Genomic DNA, 16,817 nt, shown 5'->3' with positions numbered 1-16,817 from the left:
CGAACCTGATACAATGCGCCCCGTGGCGGGTCTCCCCGCATTGCAGAGCGGTGAACCTGGTCAGGGCCGGAAGGCAGCAGCCACAGCTGCAACCTGCAAGTGCCGGGGGTCAGGCTCGCCACCCTGATCATGAAACGGGCGTCGCGCAATGCGACGCCCGTTTGCTTTGAAGCGTTCAGATCATGGTGTCGAGCAACATCATGGTCACGAAGCCGAGCATCAGACCGGCTGTCGCCAGCGTCTCGTAGCCGCGGCGATGCGACTCCGGAATGATTTCGTGGCTGACCACGAACAACATCGCGCCGGCAGCGGCGGCCAAGCCCCAAGGCAATAGCGCCGCGGAAAGCGTAACGGCCGCCGAACCGACCAGCGCCGCCACCGGCTCCACCAGCCCCGACAGCGCCGCCACGCCAAAAGCCAGCTTGCGGGTGTAGCCGGCGGTCGCCAGCGCGATGGCCACGATCAGGCCTTCCGGCACGTTCTGCAACGAGATGCCGGTAGCTACGGCGTTGCCGGTGCCGGCCTCGCCTGCCGCCACCCCGATGGCCAGCCCCTCCGGCACGTTGTGTACGGCAATCGCAAACACGAACAGCCACACTGCGCCGATGCTGCGCTCGCGCCCCGGCTGGTGGGTGTGCGGCAGCGCGCGATCCATCAGCAACAGCAGCGCCGCGCCTACGGTCAGGCCGGCGGCCACCAGCAAGCCCGCGTCGGTGTCGCTGGCGCCTCGGGCGATGGCCGTGTCGAACGCTGGCAGCAGCAGCGAGAACACGCTGGCGGCCAGCATTACCCCCGCGCCAAAGCCGAGCATGGCGCCTTGCACGCTGCTGGAGATGCGGCGCATCACGAGGACGGGGACGGCCCCCAGCGCCGTTGCGGCTGCGGCCATGGTGCCGCCGGCGAGCGCGCCGCGCAGGCCGTCCGGCAGCGCGGGTGGGCTGTGCGCGATCTGCAACAGCAGCAGCGACAGGCCGGTCAGGGCGATGGCCCAACCGCCGAGCGCGCGCAGGAAGCCGGGCAGGCCGGCGTGCTGGAAGTGCAGGCGGGCGACTTTGGCGACCATGGCGAGCTCCTTGAAAACGTAGGGGACGTTTCAAGTATCGCCAGAGGTCGTCAATAGTTCCAATTGAACGTAAGAAAGAATCCGATAGGCAAATCGAATTTCAACGCGGGCAGCGATAGCTCCCGGGTACGCCCGACGGCGACAGCACGATCTGCCACAGTTGCGTAGTGCGCGCACGGAAGGTGCCGGCGCACGCCAGCAGGTAGTAGCGCCACATGCGGTAGAAGCGTTCGCCGTACTTGTCGGCGAACTGCGGCCAGGCGGCCTCGAAGTTGGCATGCCAGGCCATCAGCGTGCGGTCGTAGTCGGCGCCGAAGTTGTGCACGTCCTCGATCACGAAGAAGGGCTCGGCGGCGTCGGCGATCTCTCCGAGCGAGGGCAGCTCGCCATTCGGGAAGATGTAGCGGTCGATCCATGGGTCGGTCGGTACGCCGCGACGATTCTTGCCGATGGTGTGCAGCACGAACAGACCGTCGTCGGCGAGCACGCGGTGCGCCACCTCGAAATAGGTGCGTTGGTTCTTGCGGCCGACGTGTTCGAACATGCCGACCGAGGCGATGCGGTCGAACGTGCCATCGATTTCGCGGTAGTCCTTGAGTAGAAATTCGACGGGCAAGCCGTCACAGCGTGCGGCGCCGTACTCGGCCTGCTCCTTCGAGACCGTGACGCCGCTGCAGTGCGCGCCATACTCGCGTGCGGCATAGCGCATCAGGCTGCCCCAGCCGCAACCGATGTCGAGCATGGTCATGCCGGGTCGCAAGCCCAGCTTGCGGCAGATCAGGTCGAGCTTGGCGGTCTGTGCGTCGGGCAGGTTGTCGGCTTCGGCCCAGTAGCCGCAGGTGTAGGCCATGTGTTCGTCGAGCATGGTTTCGAACAGATCGTTGCCGATGTCGTAGTGCTCGTGGCCGACCTGCCAGGCGCGACGCATGGTCTGCAGGTTGAACAGCCGGGCGCGCAGCCCCTGCACCATCATGGTCATGTTGCCGACCTTCTCGTCGAGACGAGCGGTGAGTACGCGTGTGAAGAATTCGTCGAGCCGATCGCAATCCCACCAGCCTTCCATGTAGGCCTCGCCCAGCCCGAGGCTGCCGCGCGCGAGGATGCGTTCGGCGGTTTCGGAGTGATGGAAGCGCAGGTCCCAGGGGCGGTCGCCATTGACGCGCACGTCGGCTTCGGCCAACAGTTCGGCCACTGCCTCGAGTGCGGCTCGGCCCTTGCGCCTTGGGGCCGCCGGAAGATGCGGGGGTACGCGCGAGTGACCGCCGTGTTGGGCGGGGAGGCGCCGGGAGGTTTCGGTTGCGGAGCTTGCCTGTTCCATCGTCTTCCTCTTCCCTGAACAAGGATTGAGGCCACGGCGGGCCGGAGCATGCATGCCCGTCGCGTGGCGCGGCGGGCACCGGAAAATCCGGACGTACTCTAACTTAGCCTGTCTGATCGGGTAAACAACATGTCTTTCAATGTGTTGCGCATTTCCATAATGCCGCGAGCGGCGCTGTGAACGGCTTCAGGGCCTGCTCTTATTGGTTGCGCCGGACGGCACTCAATAAGAGCAGGCCCTGAAGCCTGTTCCAGAGCCCGAGGGCTCAGGCGAGGTCGAAGCGATCGGCGTTCATGACCTTCGTCCAGGCAGCAACGAAGTCATGCACGAACTTCTCCTTGTTGTCGTCCTGCGCGTACACCTCGGCGTAGGCACGCAGGATGGCGTTGGAGCCGAACACCAGATCGACGCGCGTGGCGGTCCACTTCACTGCGCCCGTCTTGCGGTCGCAGATCTCATAGTGGGTTTTGCTGGCCGGCTTCCACGTGTAGGCCATGTCGGTCAGATTGACGAAGAAATCGGTCGTCAATGCGCCCACCCGGTCGGTGAACACGCCGTGCTTGCCGCCGCCGTGGTTGGTGCCGAGTACGCGCATGCCGCCGATCAGTGCCGTCATCTCGTGGGCGGTGAGGCCCATCAACTGAGCGCGGTCGAGCAGCATTTCCTCCGGAGTGGGGATGTAGTCGTCCTGCTTCACCCAGTTGCGGAAGCCGTCGTGCAAGGGCTCCAGCGCCTCGAAGGATTCGGCGTCGGTCTGTTCCTGACTGGCGTCGCCCCGGCCCGGCGCAAACGGCACGGTGACGGCGAAGCCGGCCGCTCTCATGGCTTGCTCCAGACCAACATTGCCGGCCAGCACGATGACATCGGCCACGCTGGCGCCGGCGCCGGCCGCAATGCCTTCGAGTACCTTCAAGACCTTGGCCAGACGTTGCGGCTCGTTGCCTTCCCAGTCCTTCTGCGGGGCGAGACGGATGCGCGCACCGTTGGCGCCACCGCGCATGTCCGATCCGCGGAAGGTGCGGGCGCTGTCCCAGGCGGTGCTGACCAGTTCGCTGACCGACAGGCCGCTGGCAGAGATCTTGGCCTTGAGGGCATCAACGTCGTAATCCTTGCGGCCGACGGGCACCGGGTCTTGCCAGATCAGGTCTTCGGCCGGCACTTCGGGGCCGATGTAGCGCACTTTCGGGCCCATGTCGCGGTGGGTCAGCTTGAACCAGGCGCGGGCAAAGGTCTCGGACAGGTAGTCCGGGTCCTTGTAGAAGCGCTCGCAGATCTTGCGGTACGCCGGGTCCATCTTCATGGCCATGTCTGCGTCGGTCATGATCGGGTTGTGGCGGATGGACGGATCCTCGGAGTCGACCGGCTTGTCTTCTTCCTTGATGTTGATCGGCTCCCACTGCCAGGCGCCAGCAGGGCTCTTCTTGAGCTCCCACTCGTAGCCGAAGAGCAGGCGCAGATAGCCGTTGTCCCACTTCGTCGGATTGGTCGTCCAGGCGCCTTCCAGGCCGCTGGTCACCGCGTCGTGACCGATGCCGCGGCGGGTCTTGTTGTTCCAGCCCAGACCTTGTTCGTCGACGTCGGCGCCTTCCGGCTCAGGGCCGAGCAGCGTTGCGTCGCCGTTGCCGTGGCACTTGCCGACGGTGTGCCCACCGACCGTCAGCGCGGCGGTTTCCTCGTCGTCCATGGCCATGCGCTTGAAGGTTTCGCGCACGTCTTGCGCGGTCTTGAGCGGGTCGGGGTGGCCGTCTACACCCTGCGGGTTTACGTAGATCAGACCCATCATCACCGCGGCGAGCGGGTTTTGCAGGTCGCGCTGGCCGGAGTAGCGGCTGTTGGGGTTGTCGGTCGGCGCCAGCCATTCCTTTTCCGCGCCCCAGTACACATCTTTCTCGGGGTGCCAGATATCCGCACGGCCGAAGCCGAAGCCAAAGGTCTTCAGACCCATGGATTCATACGCGACGTTGCCGGCGAGGATGATCAGGTCAGCCCACGACAGTTTGTTGCCGTATTTCTTCTTGATCGGCCACAGCAGACGGCGGGCCTTGTCGAGGTTGGCGTTGTCGGGCCAGGAGTTGAGCGGGGCGAAGCGCTGGTTGCCGGTGCCGGCGCCACCGCGGCCGTCGGCCAGACGGTAGGAACCGGCGGCGTGCCAGGCCATGCGAATCATCAGGCCGCCGTAGTGACCCCAGTCGGCCGGCCACCACGGCTGGCTGTCGGTCATCAGTGCGGTGAGGTCTTTCTTGAGCGCTGCGTAGTCGAGTTTCTGGACTTCCTTGCGGTAGTCAAAGCCCTCGCCGAGCGGATTGGTCTTGCTGTCCTGCTGATGCAGGATGTCGAGGTTCAGGGTCTTCGGCCACCATTGCGTCACCGAACTCTCACTGGCGGTGTTGCCTCCGTGCATTACCGGGCACTTGCTCATGATTTGCTCCTCCTTGGTCTTGCTCTTGGAATGGCGGTGCTGATCAGGCCGCTTCGGCGCAATCAGCGAGTACGGCGCACAAAGTTTCCAGTGCCGAATCGAAGACTTGATGCATCCGCAACATACTCTCTTCCCCCTCATGGTCGCAGCGGATCGCTACGAGCAAATGAAGATTAGGCTTCGTGTATTAATAGCGCCAATGGATCGTCGGTATGAGTTCAATTGATTTTCGTTATCGATCCAGCGGTTTCCCCGACCTCGGATTCGCCCCCTGCTAGAATCCCCGGCCATGAGCTATCAGGTCCTCGCGCGCAAATGGCGCCCCCGTTCCTTCGCCACCCTGGTGGGGCAGGATCACGTCGTGCGTGCGCTCTCGCACGCGCTGGAGACCGGCCGCCTGCACCATGCCTGGCTGTTTACCGGCACGCGCGGGGTGGGCAAGACCACCATCAGCCGCATTCTCGCCAAGGCGCTCAACTGCGAAACCGGCATGACAGCCGAGCCCTGCGGCAAATGCGGCGCCTGTCTGGCCATTGATGCCGACCGCTTTCCGGACTACGTCGAGATGGACGCCGCCTCGAACCGCGGCGTCGATGACATGGCGGCGCTGCTCGATCGCGCCGTGTATGCGCCGGTGCAGGGGCGCTACAAGGTCTACATGATCGACGAAGTGCACATGCTCACCGGGCATGCCTTCAACGCCATGCTCAAGACGCTCGAAGAGCCGCCCGAGCACGTCAAGTTCATCCTGGCCACGACCGATCCGCAGAAGATTCCGGTCACGGTGCTGAGCCGCTGCCTGCAGTTCAACCTCAAGCAGATGTCGCAGGGCGCCATCGTCGACCACCTCTCGCAGATCCTCGGCGAGGAAACCGTAGAGTTCGAGCGCCCGGCGCTGTCGCACATCGCGCGGGCCGCCGGTGGTTCGATGCGCGACGCGCTGTCACTGCTGGATCAGGCCATCTCTCATGGCGCCGGCAAGGTCGAGGAAGAAGGCGTCTCGCGCATGCTCGGCACGGTCGGTGACGATCACCTCTATGGCGTGCTCGACGGGCTGATCGCTGCGGACGTACAGGCCATGCTGGCGGTGGCCGACGCAATGGAAATGCGCAGCCTGTCCTTTGATTCCGCGCTGCAGTCGCTGGCCTCGTTGCTGTCGCGCATCGCGCTGTCGCAATTCGCGCCGGGCGCGATTGCCGATGACACCGAACGCGCCCGCATTGCGCCGTATGCCATAGCGCTCGATGCCGAGTATCTGCAGCTGGCCTACCAGATCGCGATTCACGGGCGTGATGAACTCGCGCTGGCGCCGGATGAGTACACCGGTTTCACGATGACACTGTTGCGTCTGCATGCCTTCCGCCCCGAGCAACCCTCGGCGCTGGGCGGCCCGGCTCCGGCGGGCGGCGGGGCGGGGCGTGCGCAAGCGCTGCCGGCACGCGCCGCAGCGCCCGCGCCAGCCGCGAAGCCTGCGGCAGCTATGCCCGCTCCGGCTCCGGCACCGCAGGCGCGTCGTGTCGAATCGGCGCCCGCGCCGCAGACACGGCCCGCGCCGGCACCTCAGGTTGCCGAGCCGCCGCCCTGGGAGGACGTGCCGTCTGCCATGCCGGACGATTACCCCGTGTCGGCTCAGGAGATGTTTGATCAGGCGCCCGCGGCCGCGCTCGTGCAGCCCCCGGTGGCGGCCGATTCAGCCGGCGAGGTATCGGCCGCGCTGGCGGCGGCCGACTGGCATGCGCTGCAGCGTGCCCTCGGCCCCAGCGGCATGCTGCGCGAGCTGTGCCTGCATTGCGAGTGGGCCGGCTTTGTCGACGACACCTTGACGCTGCGTCTGGCCAACACGCACCACCATTTGCTGGAAATGAATGTCGGCGCTACGGCACGCCTGTCGGAGCTGCTGTCCGAGCGGGCCGGGCGGACGTTGCGCGCGCGCATCGAGATCGGCGCCATCGAGAACGAGACGCCCGCGCAGCGCCACGAGGCCGAGCGGCGCGCAAAGCATGCCGCTGCGGTGGAAGCGCTGGAGAGTGATCCTTTCGTGTGCGAGGTGATCGAGCGTTTCGACGCACGTTTTGTCGAAGAGTCGGTCAAGCCGCTGTAAACAACCTGGAGTGCGAAGAAATGATGAAGGGCGGAATCGCCGGGCTGATGAAGCAGGCCCAGCAGATGCAGGAAAACATGAAAAAGATGCAGGACCAGCTGGCCTCCATCGAGGTCGAGGGCCAGTCCGGTGCGGGAATGGTCAAGGTTCAGATGACCTGCAAGTACGACGTGCGCCGCGTGTCCATCGACGACTCGGTGATGGATGACCGCGAGATGCTCGAAGACCTGCTGGCTGCAGCGGTCAACGACGCCGTGCGCCGCGTCGAATCCACTACCCAGGAAAAGATGGCTGGCGTCACCGCCGGGATGAGTCTGCCGCCGGGCATGAAGCTGCCGTTCTGATACGTCGCCGCAGGTCGCGATGAGCGTAGCGAATTGCGACATCCGGCTATGAAACACGCGCCGCTGTCGCATTTCGCCTTCGGCTCAACGCGACCTACCTGTACCCCATGTCCCCATCCAGTCTCGATGCCCTGATCGAAGCCCTGCGCTGCCTGCCAGGCGTGGGGCCGAAATCCGCCCAGCGCATGGCGTACCACCTGTTGCAGCGCGACCAGCGTGGCGCGGCAAAGCTCGCCGGTGCCTTGCACAACGCGCTGGCGGTGCTGCGCCATTGCGAGATGTGCAACAGCTTTACCGAAGACACGATCTGTCGGCGCTGCGCGGATCCGCAGCACGACCACAGTCTGTTGTGCGTGGTCGAGATGCCGGCTGATCTGGCTGTGATCGATCAGACCCATGCCTACAAGGGGCTGTACTACGTGTTGATGGGGCGCTTGTCGCCGCTTGACGGGATCGGCCCGCGTGAGCTCGGTCTGGAGCGCCTGATCGCGCGTGCGACGGATGGAGCGGTGCAGGAGGTGATTCTTGCGACCAACTTCACCAACGAGGGCGAAGCCACGGCGCACATGGTTTCCGGTCTGCTCGCGGCGCGCGGGGTGCGCGTCTCGCGCTTGTCGCGCGGGGTTCCGGTCGGCGGCGAGCTCGAACATGTCGATGCAGGTACGGTGGCCCAGGCGCTGCTTGACCGACGTGCGCTGTAATTCGCATCCGTCTGTCGTTGCGGGGTTTTTCTGACCTGCCTTTATCCCCTATAATGCGCAAGTTTTTTGAACCGGAATTCTGTATTCCTTCAGGAAGAGGCCATGAGCGTGGAACAAGAGATGGACAGTAGTCGCCGCAACCTGCTGGTTGCGACGTCGGTGGTCGGCGGCGCCGGCGCGGTTGCTGTTGCCGTGCCATTCGTCGCGAGCCTGACGCCCTCGGATCGAGCCAAAGCAGCCGGTGCGCCGGTCGAAGCAGATATCAGTGCACTCTCTCCGGGTGAGATGATGACCGTTGAATGGCGCGGCAAGCCGGTGTGGATCCTGCGCCGTACGCCCGAGATGCTTGCTTCGATCGAGCAATCCGATGAAAAGGTGAGCGATCCCGCATCGGAGAAGCCGCAGCAGCCGCCGTACGCGCAGAACAAGTACCGCTCCATCAAGGAAGAGTTCCTGGTGACCGTCGGTATCTGTACTCACCTCGGCTGTTCGCCCTCCGGCAAGTTCAAGCCGGGCGCCGATGGCGGCATGAGCGCTGATTGGCCGGGCGGCTTCCTGTGCCCCTGCCATGGTTCGCTGTTCGATCTGGCCGGCCGCGTCTATAGCAGCATGCCGGCTCCGGACAACCTCGAAGTGCCCCCGCACATGTATCTCTCCGACACCACGATTCTCGTGGGTGAAGACAAGGCCTAAGCGATGACGACCAAATCCCAGGCTCTGCTGAACTGGATCGACGAGCGCTTCCCGCTCACGTCGAACTACAAGGCGCACCTCTCTGAGTACTACGCGCCGAAAAACTTCAACTTCTGGTACTTCTTCGGGTCGCTTGCGCTGCTCGTGCTGGTGATCCAGATCGTGACCGGCATTTTCCTGGTCATGCACTACAAGCCCGACGCCTCGCTCAACGCAGCAGGCATTCCCGTGGCCTTCGCCAGCGTGGAATACATCATGCGTGAAGTGCCGGGTGGCTGGCTGATCCGCTACATGCACTCGACCGGCGCTTCGGCGTTCTTCGTGGTCGTGTACCTGCACATGTTCCGCGCCATGCTCTACGGTTCGTACCGCAAGCCGCGCGAGCTGCTGTGGGTCTTCGGCGTGCTGATCTTCCTGTGCCTGATGGCGGAAGCCTTCATGGGCTACCTGCTGCCATGGGGCCAGATGTCGTTCTGGGGCGCGCAGGTCATCATCAACCTGTTCTCTGCCATTCCGGTCATCGGCCCGGATCTGTCGGAAGTGATCCGTGGTGACTTCGTCATCGGCGACGCCACGCTCAACCGCTTCTTCGCGCTGCACGTCATCGCCGTGCCGCTGGTGCTGATCGGTCTGGTTGCCGCGCACATCATCGCGCTGCACGAAGTCGGCTCGAACAACCCCGACGGTATCGAGATCAAGAAGAAGAAGGACGCCAACGGCATTCCGCTCGACGGCATTCCGTTCCACCCGTACTACTCCGTCAAGGATCTGGTGGGTGTGGGCGTGTTCCTGTTCTTCTTCTCGGCGGTGCTGTTCTTCTATCCCGAAGGCGGTGGTTACTTCCTCGAGTACAACAACTTCATCCCGTCCGATCCGCTGAAGACGCCGCCGCATATCGCGCCGGTGTGGTACTTCACGCCGTACTACTCGGTACTGCGCGCGGTCACCTTCCCGCTGTTCGGTCTCGACGCGAAGTTCTGGGGCGTGGTGGCAATGGGCGCTGCGGTGGTGATCCTGTTCTTCCTGCCGTGGCTCGACCGCAGCCCCGCCAAGTCGATCCGCTATCGTGGCCCGATCTTCAAGGCGGCGCTCTTCGTGTTCATCGTTTCGTTCTTCATCCTCGGCTATCTCGGCGTGCTCGCCCCGACGCCGGGCCGTACGCTGGCTGCGCAGATCTGCTCGGTGATCTACTTCGCGTTCTTCCTGCTGATGCCGTGGTACACCAAGATCGACAAGTGCAAACCGGAACCGGAAAGGGTGACCTTCAAATGACTATCCGCATGATCAAGACTCTCAAGCGGCTCGCAGCGGCGGCGCTCTTCGCTCCGGCGCTGGCATTCGGCGCCGCGGCGTCGGTCAATCTTGACCGTGCTCCGGTCAGCATGGATCCGGCTGCGCTGCAGAATGGTGCGAAGCTGTTCGTCAATTACTGTCTGAACTGTCACTCCGCCAGTTTCGTGCGCTACAACAAGCTCACCGAAATCGGCCTGTCCGAAGACGAGATTCGCGACAACCTGATGTTCACCGGCGAGCGCGTCGGTGACCTGATGACCGTCGCCATGCGTCCGAAGGAGTCCAAGGAGTGGTTTGGCGCCACGCCGCCCGACCTGTCGCTGATCGCGCGTCAGCGCAACTCGGGTGACGGTTCCGGTGCCGACTGGCTGTACACCTATCTGCGCCAGTTCTACCGCGACGAGAATCGTCCGACCGGCTGGAACAACGTGATCTTCGAAAACGTCGGCATGCCGCACGCGCTTTGGAGACTGCAGGGCGAGCAGGCTGCCGTCGTCAGCCAGGGTGAGCACGGCAAGGAAGTGAAACTGTCGATCACCAAGCCCGGCCTGATGAGCCCGGACGAATACGATAAGGCGGTTGCCGATCTCGTCTCGTTCCTGGTCTGGATGGGCGAGCCGGTGGCCGAGAAGCGCAAGAGCATCGGCGTTTATGTGCTGATCTTCCTGGTGGGCTTCACCGCGCTGGCTTATGTGCTGAAGAAGAACTACTGGAAAGACATCCACTGACGTCAGGGCGCACCGCGCAAGCGGGACGCGCCGTTTTGATGAGACGCACCACGCGATGATCGCGTGGTGCGCTTTGTTTTTTGCCGCAGGGCCGCCCCAAGGCAAGACCGCCCCCTTGGGGGGGTGCGAGTCCGCGATCGCGGGCGAGCGTGGGGGTATTTTTTTGAATCGGGAGTTTCAATCTCATGATGACCCTTTATTCCGGGACGACTGACCCTTTCAGTCACCGTTGCCGGATCGTGCTCTTCGAGAAGGGCATGGACTTCGAGGTGATCGACGTCGATCTGTACAACAAGCCCGAAGACATCGCCGTGATCAACCCGTACAACCGTGTGCCGGTGCTCGTTGACCGCGATCTGGTGCTGTACGAGGCCAACATCATCAACGAGTACATCGACGAGCGCTTTCCGCATCCGCAGCTGATGCCGCCTGATCCGATCCTGCGCGCCAGGGCGCGCCAGCTGCTGCACAGCTTCGAGCAGGAGCTGTTCGCCCATATCGATCAGCTCGAAAAGGGTCAGAAGGCCGCCGACAAGAGCCGCGCCGCCGTGCGCGACCAGCTCGTCCAGTTCGCTCCGCTGTTCACCAAGCAGAAGTTCATGCTGGGTGATGAGTTCTCGATGCTCGACGTGGCCATCGCGCCGCTGCTGTGGCGTCTTGAGCACTACGGTATCGAACTGCCGAAGACGGCTGCCGGCATCATGAAGTACGGTGAGCGCATCTTCAGCCGTCAGGGTTTCATCGACGCCCTGACGCCTTCCGAAAAGGTGATGCGCCGCTGAGCGCATCGGCAGCTAGCCCGGCTTCGGCCGGGCAGCCGCCGGGACATACCATGAATCCTGCAGCTTCCACGCACCCCTATCTTGTTCGCGCCATCCACGAGTGGTGCCTCGACAGCGGCTTCACGCCTTATGTCGTGGTCCGTGTCGACGGCGATGTGCTGGTGCCTCCCGGCTATGCGCGTGAGGGACAGATCGTGCTCAACCTCGATCCGAGCGCGACCAACCGGCTGAATTTCTCGCCCGAAGGTATCGGCTTTCAGGCGCGCTTTGGTGGTGCCGCGCACGACCTGTGGTTGCCGTACGGCAATCTGCTGGCGATCTATGCGCGCGAGAACGGCCGCGGGCTCGCTTTCACTCAGGGTGTGGCTTTCGAGCTGCATCCGGAGCAGGAAGAGGCGGATGCTGCCGAGGACGTGCACGCCGCTGCCGACGAGACCCAGGACGAAGTGCCTCCGCCCGACGACGAGCCGCCGCGGGCAGGTGGCCGCGGCGCCCATCTGAAAGTCATCAAGTAATTTCTGCGAATCGTGTTGTGCGTAGCGCCCGAAACGAGCGTTACGCACAACATTCGCTGCGTGTCCGGGCTTACAGCCCGCGCAGCGTCCAGCTGCCGTCGTTGCGACGGCAACCTACCCCACGCTTTGCGCTGCGCGCAGCGCCGCTCACATCCAGCGAGAACACCCGGCAATCCGGTTGATCCCGGTACGGGCCGAGCGGTGTGAGCGCGTATTGCAGCCCGTCGTCGCCGGCCCAGCGCACCGCCTGGCCGTCGCGTGCCAGTTCGAGGCTGTGCGCCATACAGGCTTCGTCCGCGCGATCAATGCGCGAGCCGATTTCGGCACCGATCATCGAGCCGATCACGGTGCCGGCCAGAATGGCGATGACACGTCCGCTGCCGTCGCCGATCTGGCTGCCCACCGCGCCGCCCACGACGCCACCGACCACCGCCGCCACGCTGCGCCGATCACAGCGGCCATCGATGACCCCATAGTCACGCTCCCACTTCTTGCCGGTGTAGCCGGGGTAGGACGGATCGTTCTTGGCGCGCCAGCCATGGGCCGGGGCATGCGCCGGGGGTGCCGCGGAAACAAGCAGCGGTGTGGCGCCGATGAGCGTGGCGCTGACGCACACGAGCAGACTTCTGAACGAAGGGGTGTGCATGGTGATCTCCGGTGTTAGGACAACACCTTTAATCTAGCAGTGGTGGCAGTGCAGGGATGCAATAAGTTGCAAGGCGTCTCAGGCACCGTGCAGCGGGAACCCGCTGACCGCAGGCGTGCCACCCTGCACGAGCGTGGTCAGGACGCTGGCGGAACCGCAGGCCAGTGTCCATCCCAGCGAACCATGACCGGTGTTCAACCATAGGCCGTCGAGCTTTGAACGACCGATGATCGGTACGTAGGACGGCGTGCACGGGCGCAGCCCTGCCCAGTGCTCGGCGCGCGCGGTGTCGCAGGCGCCGGGGAAGAGATCGTCGATCCAGCGCAGCAGCGGGCGAGTGCGGCTCGCATCCGGCGAAGCGTCGTAGCCGCTGATTTCGGCCGTGCCGGCGACGCGCAACGTGTCACCCAGGCGTGAGGCCACCAGGCGGCGTGATTCGTCGGTGAGACTCACGCTGGGCGCGCGGGCGGTGTCCACCACCGGCGCGGTCACTGAGTAGCCCTTGACCGGGTAGATCGGCAGGCGCTCGCCGTGCGGCGCCAGCAGGCGTGCGCCGTGGCTGCCCAGACACATCACGAAGGCGTCGGCCTCAAGTTGCGCGGGGGCCCCAGACGTGCGCACCTTGACGGCATGCATGCGTGAGGCGCGGCGCTCGAGCCCGGTGATTTCGGTGTCGAAGTGAAAGCGCGCGCCGTGTTTTGCCGCGCGTTCGGCCAGCGCCGTGGTGAACAGACGCGCATTGCCTGATTCGTCGTCCGGTGCATACAGACCGCCGGCCAGCCGCGGCGCGATATTCGCCAACGCACGGTCGACCTCGACGCATTCCGCGGGGCTTTGCAGCGTGCAGCGGATGCCGTGTTCGGTCAGCAGCGGCATGCGCGCCCGTGCGTGCTCAAGTTCGCGCGTGTCGTACAGCAGGTGCAGGATGCCGCGTGTGCGTTCGTCGTAGTGCAGGCCGGTGTCGGCGCGCAGGACGCGCAGGCACTCGGCGCTGTACACCGCCAGGCTGGCGATGGCGTGGGCGTTGCGGTGGTGGCGTGCCGGCAGGCACTCGTAAAGGAAGCGCAGCATCCACCGCCAGCGCGTGGGCTCTAGGCCGATGTTCAGGCGCAGCGGCGCGTCGGTGCGCCCGAGCGAGCGCAGCGCGATCATCGGCGCGGTCGGGCCGGACCATGGCTCCGGATGGCTGACGGAAATCTGCCCGCCATTGGCGAAGCTCGTCTCCAGCGCCGGGCCGGGCTGGCGGTCGACAACACTGACTTCAAAGCCGGCCTGCAGTAGATACCAGGCGGTGGTGACGCCGGTAACGCCAGCACCGAGAACCATTACGTGCATAGAGGATCAGGAGGGGGAATTGAGCGGTCCGACATCACGGTTTCTTCTTGATGCTGGTCGGAGCGGGCCGCAGGCGGGATAATTCTATCCTTTCATTCCGCTCCCGGCTTGACCGGACCACTCTGGAGCCTCGCATGGCACGCGTCACCCTTACCCAGCATCTGATCGAACAACAGCGTGCAGGCCGCATCAACGCTGACTTGCGCCTGCTGATCGAAGTCGTGGCCCGTGCGGTCAAGGCCATCAGCGTCACCATTTCAAAAGGCGCTCTGGCAGGCGTGCTCGGCAATGCCGGCAGCGACAACGTGCAGGGCGAGGCGCAGAAAAAGCTCGACGTGCTCGCCAACGACATCCTGCTGCAGGCCAACGAGTGGGGTGGCCACCTCGCCGCGATGGCCTCGGAGGAAGTCGAAGAGGTGCATCAGATCCCGTTCGACTACCCCAAGGGCGGTTACCTGCTGCTGTTCGATCCGCTCGACGGCTCGTCGAACATCGACGTGAATATTTCGGTCGGCACCATCTTCTCGGTGCTCAAGAATCCGCCGTCCGACGGCGAGCCGACGGAAGCCGCCTTCATGCAGCCGGGCACCGAACAGGTCGCCGCCGGCTATGGCCTGTATGGCCCGTCCACGATGTTCGTGCTGACCATCGGTGACGGCGTGCATGGCTTCACGCTCGACCGCGAGATGGGCAGCTTCATCTACACCCACCCGTTCATGACCATCCCGCACGAAACGTCGGAGTACGCCATCAACGCCTCGAACTACCGTCATTGGGAAGCGCCGATCAAGCGCTACATCGATGAACTGGAGCAGGGCAAGGCCGGCCCGCGCGGGCGTGATTTCAACATGCGTTGGGTGGCGGCAATGGTGGCCGACGTGCATCGCATCCTCACCCGCGGCGGGGTGTTCATGTACCCGCTGGACGAAAAATGCCGCGACAAGGGCGGCCGTCTGCGCCTGATGTACGAAGCCAACCCGATGGCCATGGTCATCGAGCAGGCCGGCGGCGCGGCCAGCACCGGTCGCGAACGCATCATGGAAGTGCAGCCGACCGAGCTGCACCAGCGCATTCCGGTAGTACTGGGCTCGACCGCTGAAGTCGAGCGCGTCGCCGACTACTACCGCGAGGGTTGATGTCAGTCCGCGTCGCGCTATTTCTCGTCTTCCTGCTGTTCTCTGCGCCTTTGTTGGCGCAGGAGGGGCGCTTTGTCGTAACGCTCGATGCGCCCGATGAGTTGCGTCCGCTGCTTGAGCAGCACGTGCGCCTGTTGCGTGCCGAGCAAGTCGTGCCCGAACGCATTGCCGATCGCATCGCGCTGATCCGTCGTTCGCGTCGGGACATCGCCGGTTTGCTCGCCACCGAGGGGTATTTCGCGCCGAGCATCGACTTCGAACGTGAGGCGCCCGAGCGCTGGCGTATCGAGGTCGACCCGGGGCAGCGCGCCAGCGTGACGGCTGCCGACATCACGTTTGAAGGGCATCTTGCCGGTGACGGAGCGGAAGCCGCGGCCCGGCGCGAGAGCCTGCGGGCAGCGTGGACGCTGCAGCCCGGTCAGGTCTTTCGCCAGTCGGCCTGGGACGCTGCCAAACAGTCGCTGCTCTACGGCGTGTCGACACGCGATTACGCCACTGCGCGCATCGCGGCCAGCCGCGCCGAGGTCGACGCCGAAGCCGCCACCGTGCGCCTGGCCGTCACCGTCGATTCCGGCCCGCCGTTCCGAATCGGTGCGCTCGAAGTGAAGGGCATCGAGCGTCTGCCGGACGATTTCGTCGAACGCTACTTCACGCTGCAGGAGGGCGAGGCCTTTGATCGCGAGCGCCTGCTGGCGCTGCAGAGCACCTTGCAGAACCTGCCGCAGTTCGCCTCGGTGTCCGTCGACATCCCGCGTGATCGCGCCTTGGCCGATGCCGTGCCGGTGCGCGTGCTGGTGTCCGAGGCCCAATCCAGGCGGTTGGCCCTGGGCGCAGGTTTGTCCACCAACACCGGTGCACGGGCCGAAGTCGGCTGGCGCGACGTGAATTTCATGGATCGCGGCTGGGAGCTGGACACCGGCCTGCGGCTGGAGCAGAAGCGCCAGAGTCTGTTCGCCGACATCTTTCTGCCGCCTACGCGCGAGAACGTGCGTGACAGCTTCGGCGCCATGGTCGAGGCGACTGACATCGAGGGCTTGCGTACCGACCGCTATGCCATCGGGGCGGTGCGCGCATGGACTTTTGGTGACGACGAAACCGCGTTGTCGCTGCGCTACCAGCGCGAGCGCCTGCGTCCGGATGGTGGCGACGCGGCCACCAACAAGGCGCTCACCGCCAGCGTGTCATGGACGCGGCTGCGCGTGAATGACCCCCTCGATCCGCGCAACGGCTATGTATTGCGCGGCGAGATCGGCGGCGGCGCCAAGTCGCTGATGTCGGATCAGGACTTCCTGCGCATCTATGGTCGCGCCGTGAAATACCTGCCGATTGGCGAGGACACGCTGATCCTGCGCGGTGAGCTTGGCGTCACGCTGGCTGATAGTCGGGAGGGCATTCCGCTCGACTACCTGTTCCGCACCGGCGGTTCGCAATCGGTGCGCGGCTATGACTACGAGAGCCTGGGCGTGCAGGAAGGCGACGCCACGCTGGGCGGGCGCTACCTGGCGACGGCCAGCGCCGAGTACATCCACTGGCTCAATTCGCAGTGGGGCGTAGCCACCTTCATCGACATCGGCGATGCCGCCGATTCCCGCAAGGCCTTCGATCCGAAGGTCGGTGTCGGCGCCGGTGCGCGCTGGCGCAGTCCGGCCGGCCCGATCGCCATCGATCTGGCGTGGGGCCACGACGACCAGCGCCTGCGTCTGCATTTTTCGGTGGCGATTGCTTTCTGAGCGTGACCCTGAG

15 protein-coding genes and 1 other RNA gene are annotated in these 16,817 nt (G+C 64.7%); 11 read left to right on the top strand and 5 right to left on the bottom strand.

What is annotated here, in order from left to right; translation table 11 throughout:
* Nucleotides 1–24: 24 nt before the first annotated feature.
* Nucleotides 25–123, top strand: an RNA gene (gene ffs, locus AC6H0N_RS12945) — signal recognition particle sRNA small type.
* Between the two features lie 52 nt (nt 124–175).
* Here the strand turns inward: ffs and AC6H0N_RS12940 are convergent.
* The 3 genes from AC6H0N_RS12940 to katG form a co-directional block, all read right to left on the bottom strand.
* The gene (locus tag AC6H0N_RS12940) at nt 176–1,063 is read right to left on the bottom strand and encodes a ZIP family metal transporter (protein WP_497574525.1); all 888 of its coding nucleotides are present in this window, start codon (nt 1,061–1,063) and stop codon (nt 176–178) included.
* Between the two features lie 100 nt (nt 1,064–1,163).
* Nucleotides 1,164–2,255, bottom strand: coding sequence for a cyclopropane fatty acyl phospholipid synthase (gene cfa, locus AC6H0N_RS12935; protein WP_497574524.1), 1,092 nt, complete (start codon nt 2,253–2,255; stop codon nt 1,164–1,166).
* A 391-nt stretch (nt 2,256–2,646) separates the two neighbouring features.
* Nucleotides 2,647–4,800 (bottom strand): catalase/peroxidase HPI, encoded by a 2,154-nt coding sequence (gene katG, locus AC6H0N_RS12930; RefSeq protein ID WP_497574523.1) that lies wholly within the window; start codon nt 4,798–4,800, stop codon nt 2,647–2,649.
* Between the two features lie 289 nt (nt 4,801–5,089).
* Between katG and dnaX the strand changes: the two genes are divergently transcribed.
* The 8 genes from dnaX to AC6H0N_RS12890 all read left to right on the top strand — a co-directional run bounded on the left by dnaX (nt 5,090) and on the right by AC6H0N_RS12890 (nt 11,957).
* A complete protein-coding gene (gene dnaX, locus AC6H0N_RS12925) occupies nt 5,090–6,901 on the top strand; it encodes a DNA polymerase III subunit gamma/tau (protein WP_497574522.1) in 1,812 nt (603 codons plus the stop codon).
* A gap of 20 nt (nt 6,902–6,921) precedes the next feature.
* Nucleotides 6,922–7,245, top strand: coding sequence for a YbaB/EbfC family nucleoid-associated protein (locus AC6H0N_RS12920; protein ID WP_497574521.1), 324 nt, complete (start codon nt 6,922–6,924; stop codon nt 7,243–7,245).
* Between the two features lie 107 nt (nt 7,246–7,352).
* A complete protein-coding gene (gene recR / locus AC6H0N_RS12915; protein ID WP_497574520.1) occupies nt 7,353–7,946 on the top strand; it encodes a recombination mediator RecR in 594 nt (197 codons plus the stop codon).
* A 102-nt stretch (nt 7,947–8,048) separates the two neighbouring features.
* The gene (gene petA / locus AC6H0N_RS12910) at nt 8,049–8,639 is read left to right on the top strand and encodes a ubiquinol-cytochrome c reductase iron-sulfur subunit (RefSeq protein WP_497574519.1); all 591 of its coding nucleotides are present in this window, start codon (nt 8,049–8,051) and stop codon (nt 8,637–8,639) included.
* Between the two features lie 3 nt (nt 8,640–8,642).
* A complete protein-coding gene (locus AC6H0N_RS12905) occupies nt 8,643–9,911 on the top strand; it encodes a cytochrome b (RefSeq protein WP_497574518.1) in 1,269 nt (422 codons plus the stop codon).
* Nucleotides 9,908–10,660 carry a cytochrome c1 gene (locus tag AC6H0N_RS12900; protein ID WP_497574517.1) on the top strand — a complete coding sequence of 251 codons (753 nt, stop codon included), beginning with the start codon at nt 9,908–9,910 and terminating at the stop codon, nt 10,658–10,660. Before AC6H0N_RS12905 ends, AC6H0N_RS12900 begins: the two co-directional genes overlap by 4 nt.
* A gap of 185 nt (nt 10,661–10,845) precedes the next feature.
* Nucleotides 10,846–11,442 (top strand): glutathione S-transferase N-terminal domain-containing protein, encoded by a 597-nt coding sequence (locus AC6H0N_RS12895; protein ID WP_497574516.1) that lies wholly within the window; start codon nt 10,846–10,848, stop codon nt 11,440–11,442.
* 50 nt (nt 11,443–11,492) lie between these two features.
* Nucleotides 11,493–11,957, top strand: a complete 465-nt coding sequence (locus AC6H0N_RS12890) for a ClpXP protease specificity-enhancing factor (protein WP_497574515.1) — start codon at nt 11,493–11,495, stop codon at nt 11,955–11,957.
* A gap of 70 nt (nt 11,958–12,027) precedes the next feature.
* Here AC6H0N_RS12890 and AC6H0N_RS12885 read toward each other — a convergent pair whose 3' ends face one another.
* Nucleotides 12,028–12,603 (bottom strand): glycine zipper 2TM domain-containing protein, encoded by a 576-nt coding sequence (locus AC6H0N_RS12885; RefSeq protein ID WP_497574514.1) that lies wholly within the window; start codon nt 12,601–12,603, stop codon nt 12,028–12,030.
* Nucleotides 12,604–12,681: 78 nt separating this feature from the next.
* Nucleotides 12,682–13,938: a D-amino acid dehydrogenase gene (locus tag AC6H0N_RS12880; RefSeq protein WP_497574513.1), complete on the bottom strand. Its 1,257-nt coding sequence runs from the start codon at nt 13,936–13,938 to the stop codon at nt 12,682–12,684.
* Nucleotides 13,939–14,072: 134 nt separating this feature from the next.
* On the opposite strand from AC6H0N_RS12880, the gene AC6H0N_RS12875 reads away from it, so the two are divergent.
* Entirely contained in the window at nt 14,073–15,074 is a 1,002-nt protein-coding gene (locus AC6H0N_RS12875) for a class 1 fructose-bisphosphatase (protein ID WP_497574512.1), read from the top strand.
* On the top strand, nt 15,074–16,804 hold the full coding sequence (locus tag AC6H0N_RS12870) for an autotransporter assembly complex protein TamA (protein WP_497574511.1): 1,731 nt from the start codon (nt 15,074–15,076) through the stop codon (nt 16,802–16,804). Before AC6H0N_RS12875 ends, AC6H0N_RS12870 begins: the two co-directional genes overlap by 1 nt.
* Nucleotides 16,805–16,817: the final 13 nt, after the last annotated feature.

The sequence above is a fragment of the Pseudazoarcus sp. NS34 genome (assembly GCF_059703725.1).
Note: the sequence above shows the minus strand (reverse complement) of the source record. Positions and strands in the feature narration are given on the sequence as shown.

What these genes read in the sequence shown, in the direction of transcription:
- AC6H0N_RS12900 (WP_497574517.1), top strand. Translation starts at nt 9,908, where the DNA reads ATGACTATCCGCATGATCAAGACTCTCAAGCGGCTCGCAGCGGCGGCG.
- AC6H0N_RS12895 (WP_497574516.1), top strand. Translation starts at nt 10,846, where the DNA reads ATGATGACCCTTTATTCCGGGACGACTGACCCTTTCAGTCACCGTTGC.
- AC6H0N_RS12870 (WP_497574511.1), top strand. Translation starts at nt 15,074, where the DNA reads ATGTCAGTCCGCGTCGCGCTATTTCTCGTCTTCCTGCTGTTCTCTGCG.
- recR (WP_497574520.1), top strand. Translation starts at nt 7,353, where the DNA reads ATGTCCCCATCCAGTCTCGATGCCCTGATCGAAGCCCTGCGCTGCCTG.
- katG (WP_497574523.1), bottom strand. Translation starts at nt 4,800, where the DNA reads ATGAGCAAGTGCCCGGTAATGCACGGAGGCAACACCGCCAGTGAGAGT.
- AC6H0N_RS12905 (WP_497574518.1), top strand. Translation starts at nt 8,643, where the DNA reads ATGACGACCAAATCCCAGGCTCTGCTGAACTGGATCGACGAGCGCTTC.
- AC6H0N_RS12885 (WP_497574514.1), bottom strand. Translation starts at nt 12,603, where the DNA reads ATGCACACCCCTTCGTTCAGAAGTCTGCTCGTGTGCGTCAGCGCCACG.
- petA (WP_497574519.1), top strand. Translation starts at nt 8,049, where the DNA reads ATGAGCGTGGAACAAGAGATGGACAGTAGTCGCCGCAACCTGCTGGTT.
- AC6H0N_RS12890 (WP_497574515.1), top strand. Translation starts at nt 11,493, where the DNA reads ATGAATCCTGCAGCTTCCACGCACCCCTATCTTGTTCGCGCCATCCAC.
- dnaX (WP_497574522.1), top strand. Translation starts at nt 5,090, where the DNA reads ATGAGCTATCAGGTCCTCGCGCGCAAATGGCGCCCCCGTTCCTTCGCC.
- AC6H0N_RS12940 (WP_497574525.1), bottom strand. Translation starts at nt 1,063, where the DNA reads ATGGTCGCCAAAGTCGCCCGCCTGCACTTCCAGCACGCCGGCCTGCCC.
- AC6H0N_RS12875 (WP_497574512.1), top strand. Translation starts at nt 14,073, where the DNA reads ATGGCACGCGTCACCCTTACCCAGCATCTGATCGAACAACAGCGTGCA.
- AC6H0N_RS12920 (WP_497574521.1), top strand. Translation starts at nt 6,922, where the DNA reads ATGATGAAGGGCGGAATCGCCGGGCTGATGAAGCAGGCCCAGCAGATG.
- AC6H0N_RS12880 (WP_497574513.1), bottom strand. Translation starts at nt 13,938, where the DNA reads ATGCACGTAATGGTTCTCGGTGCTGGCGTTACCGGCGTCACCACCGCC.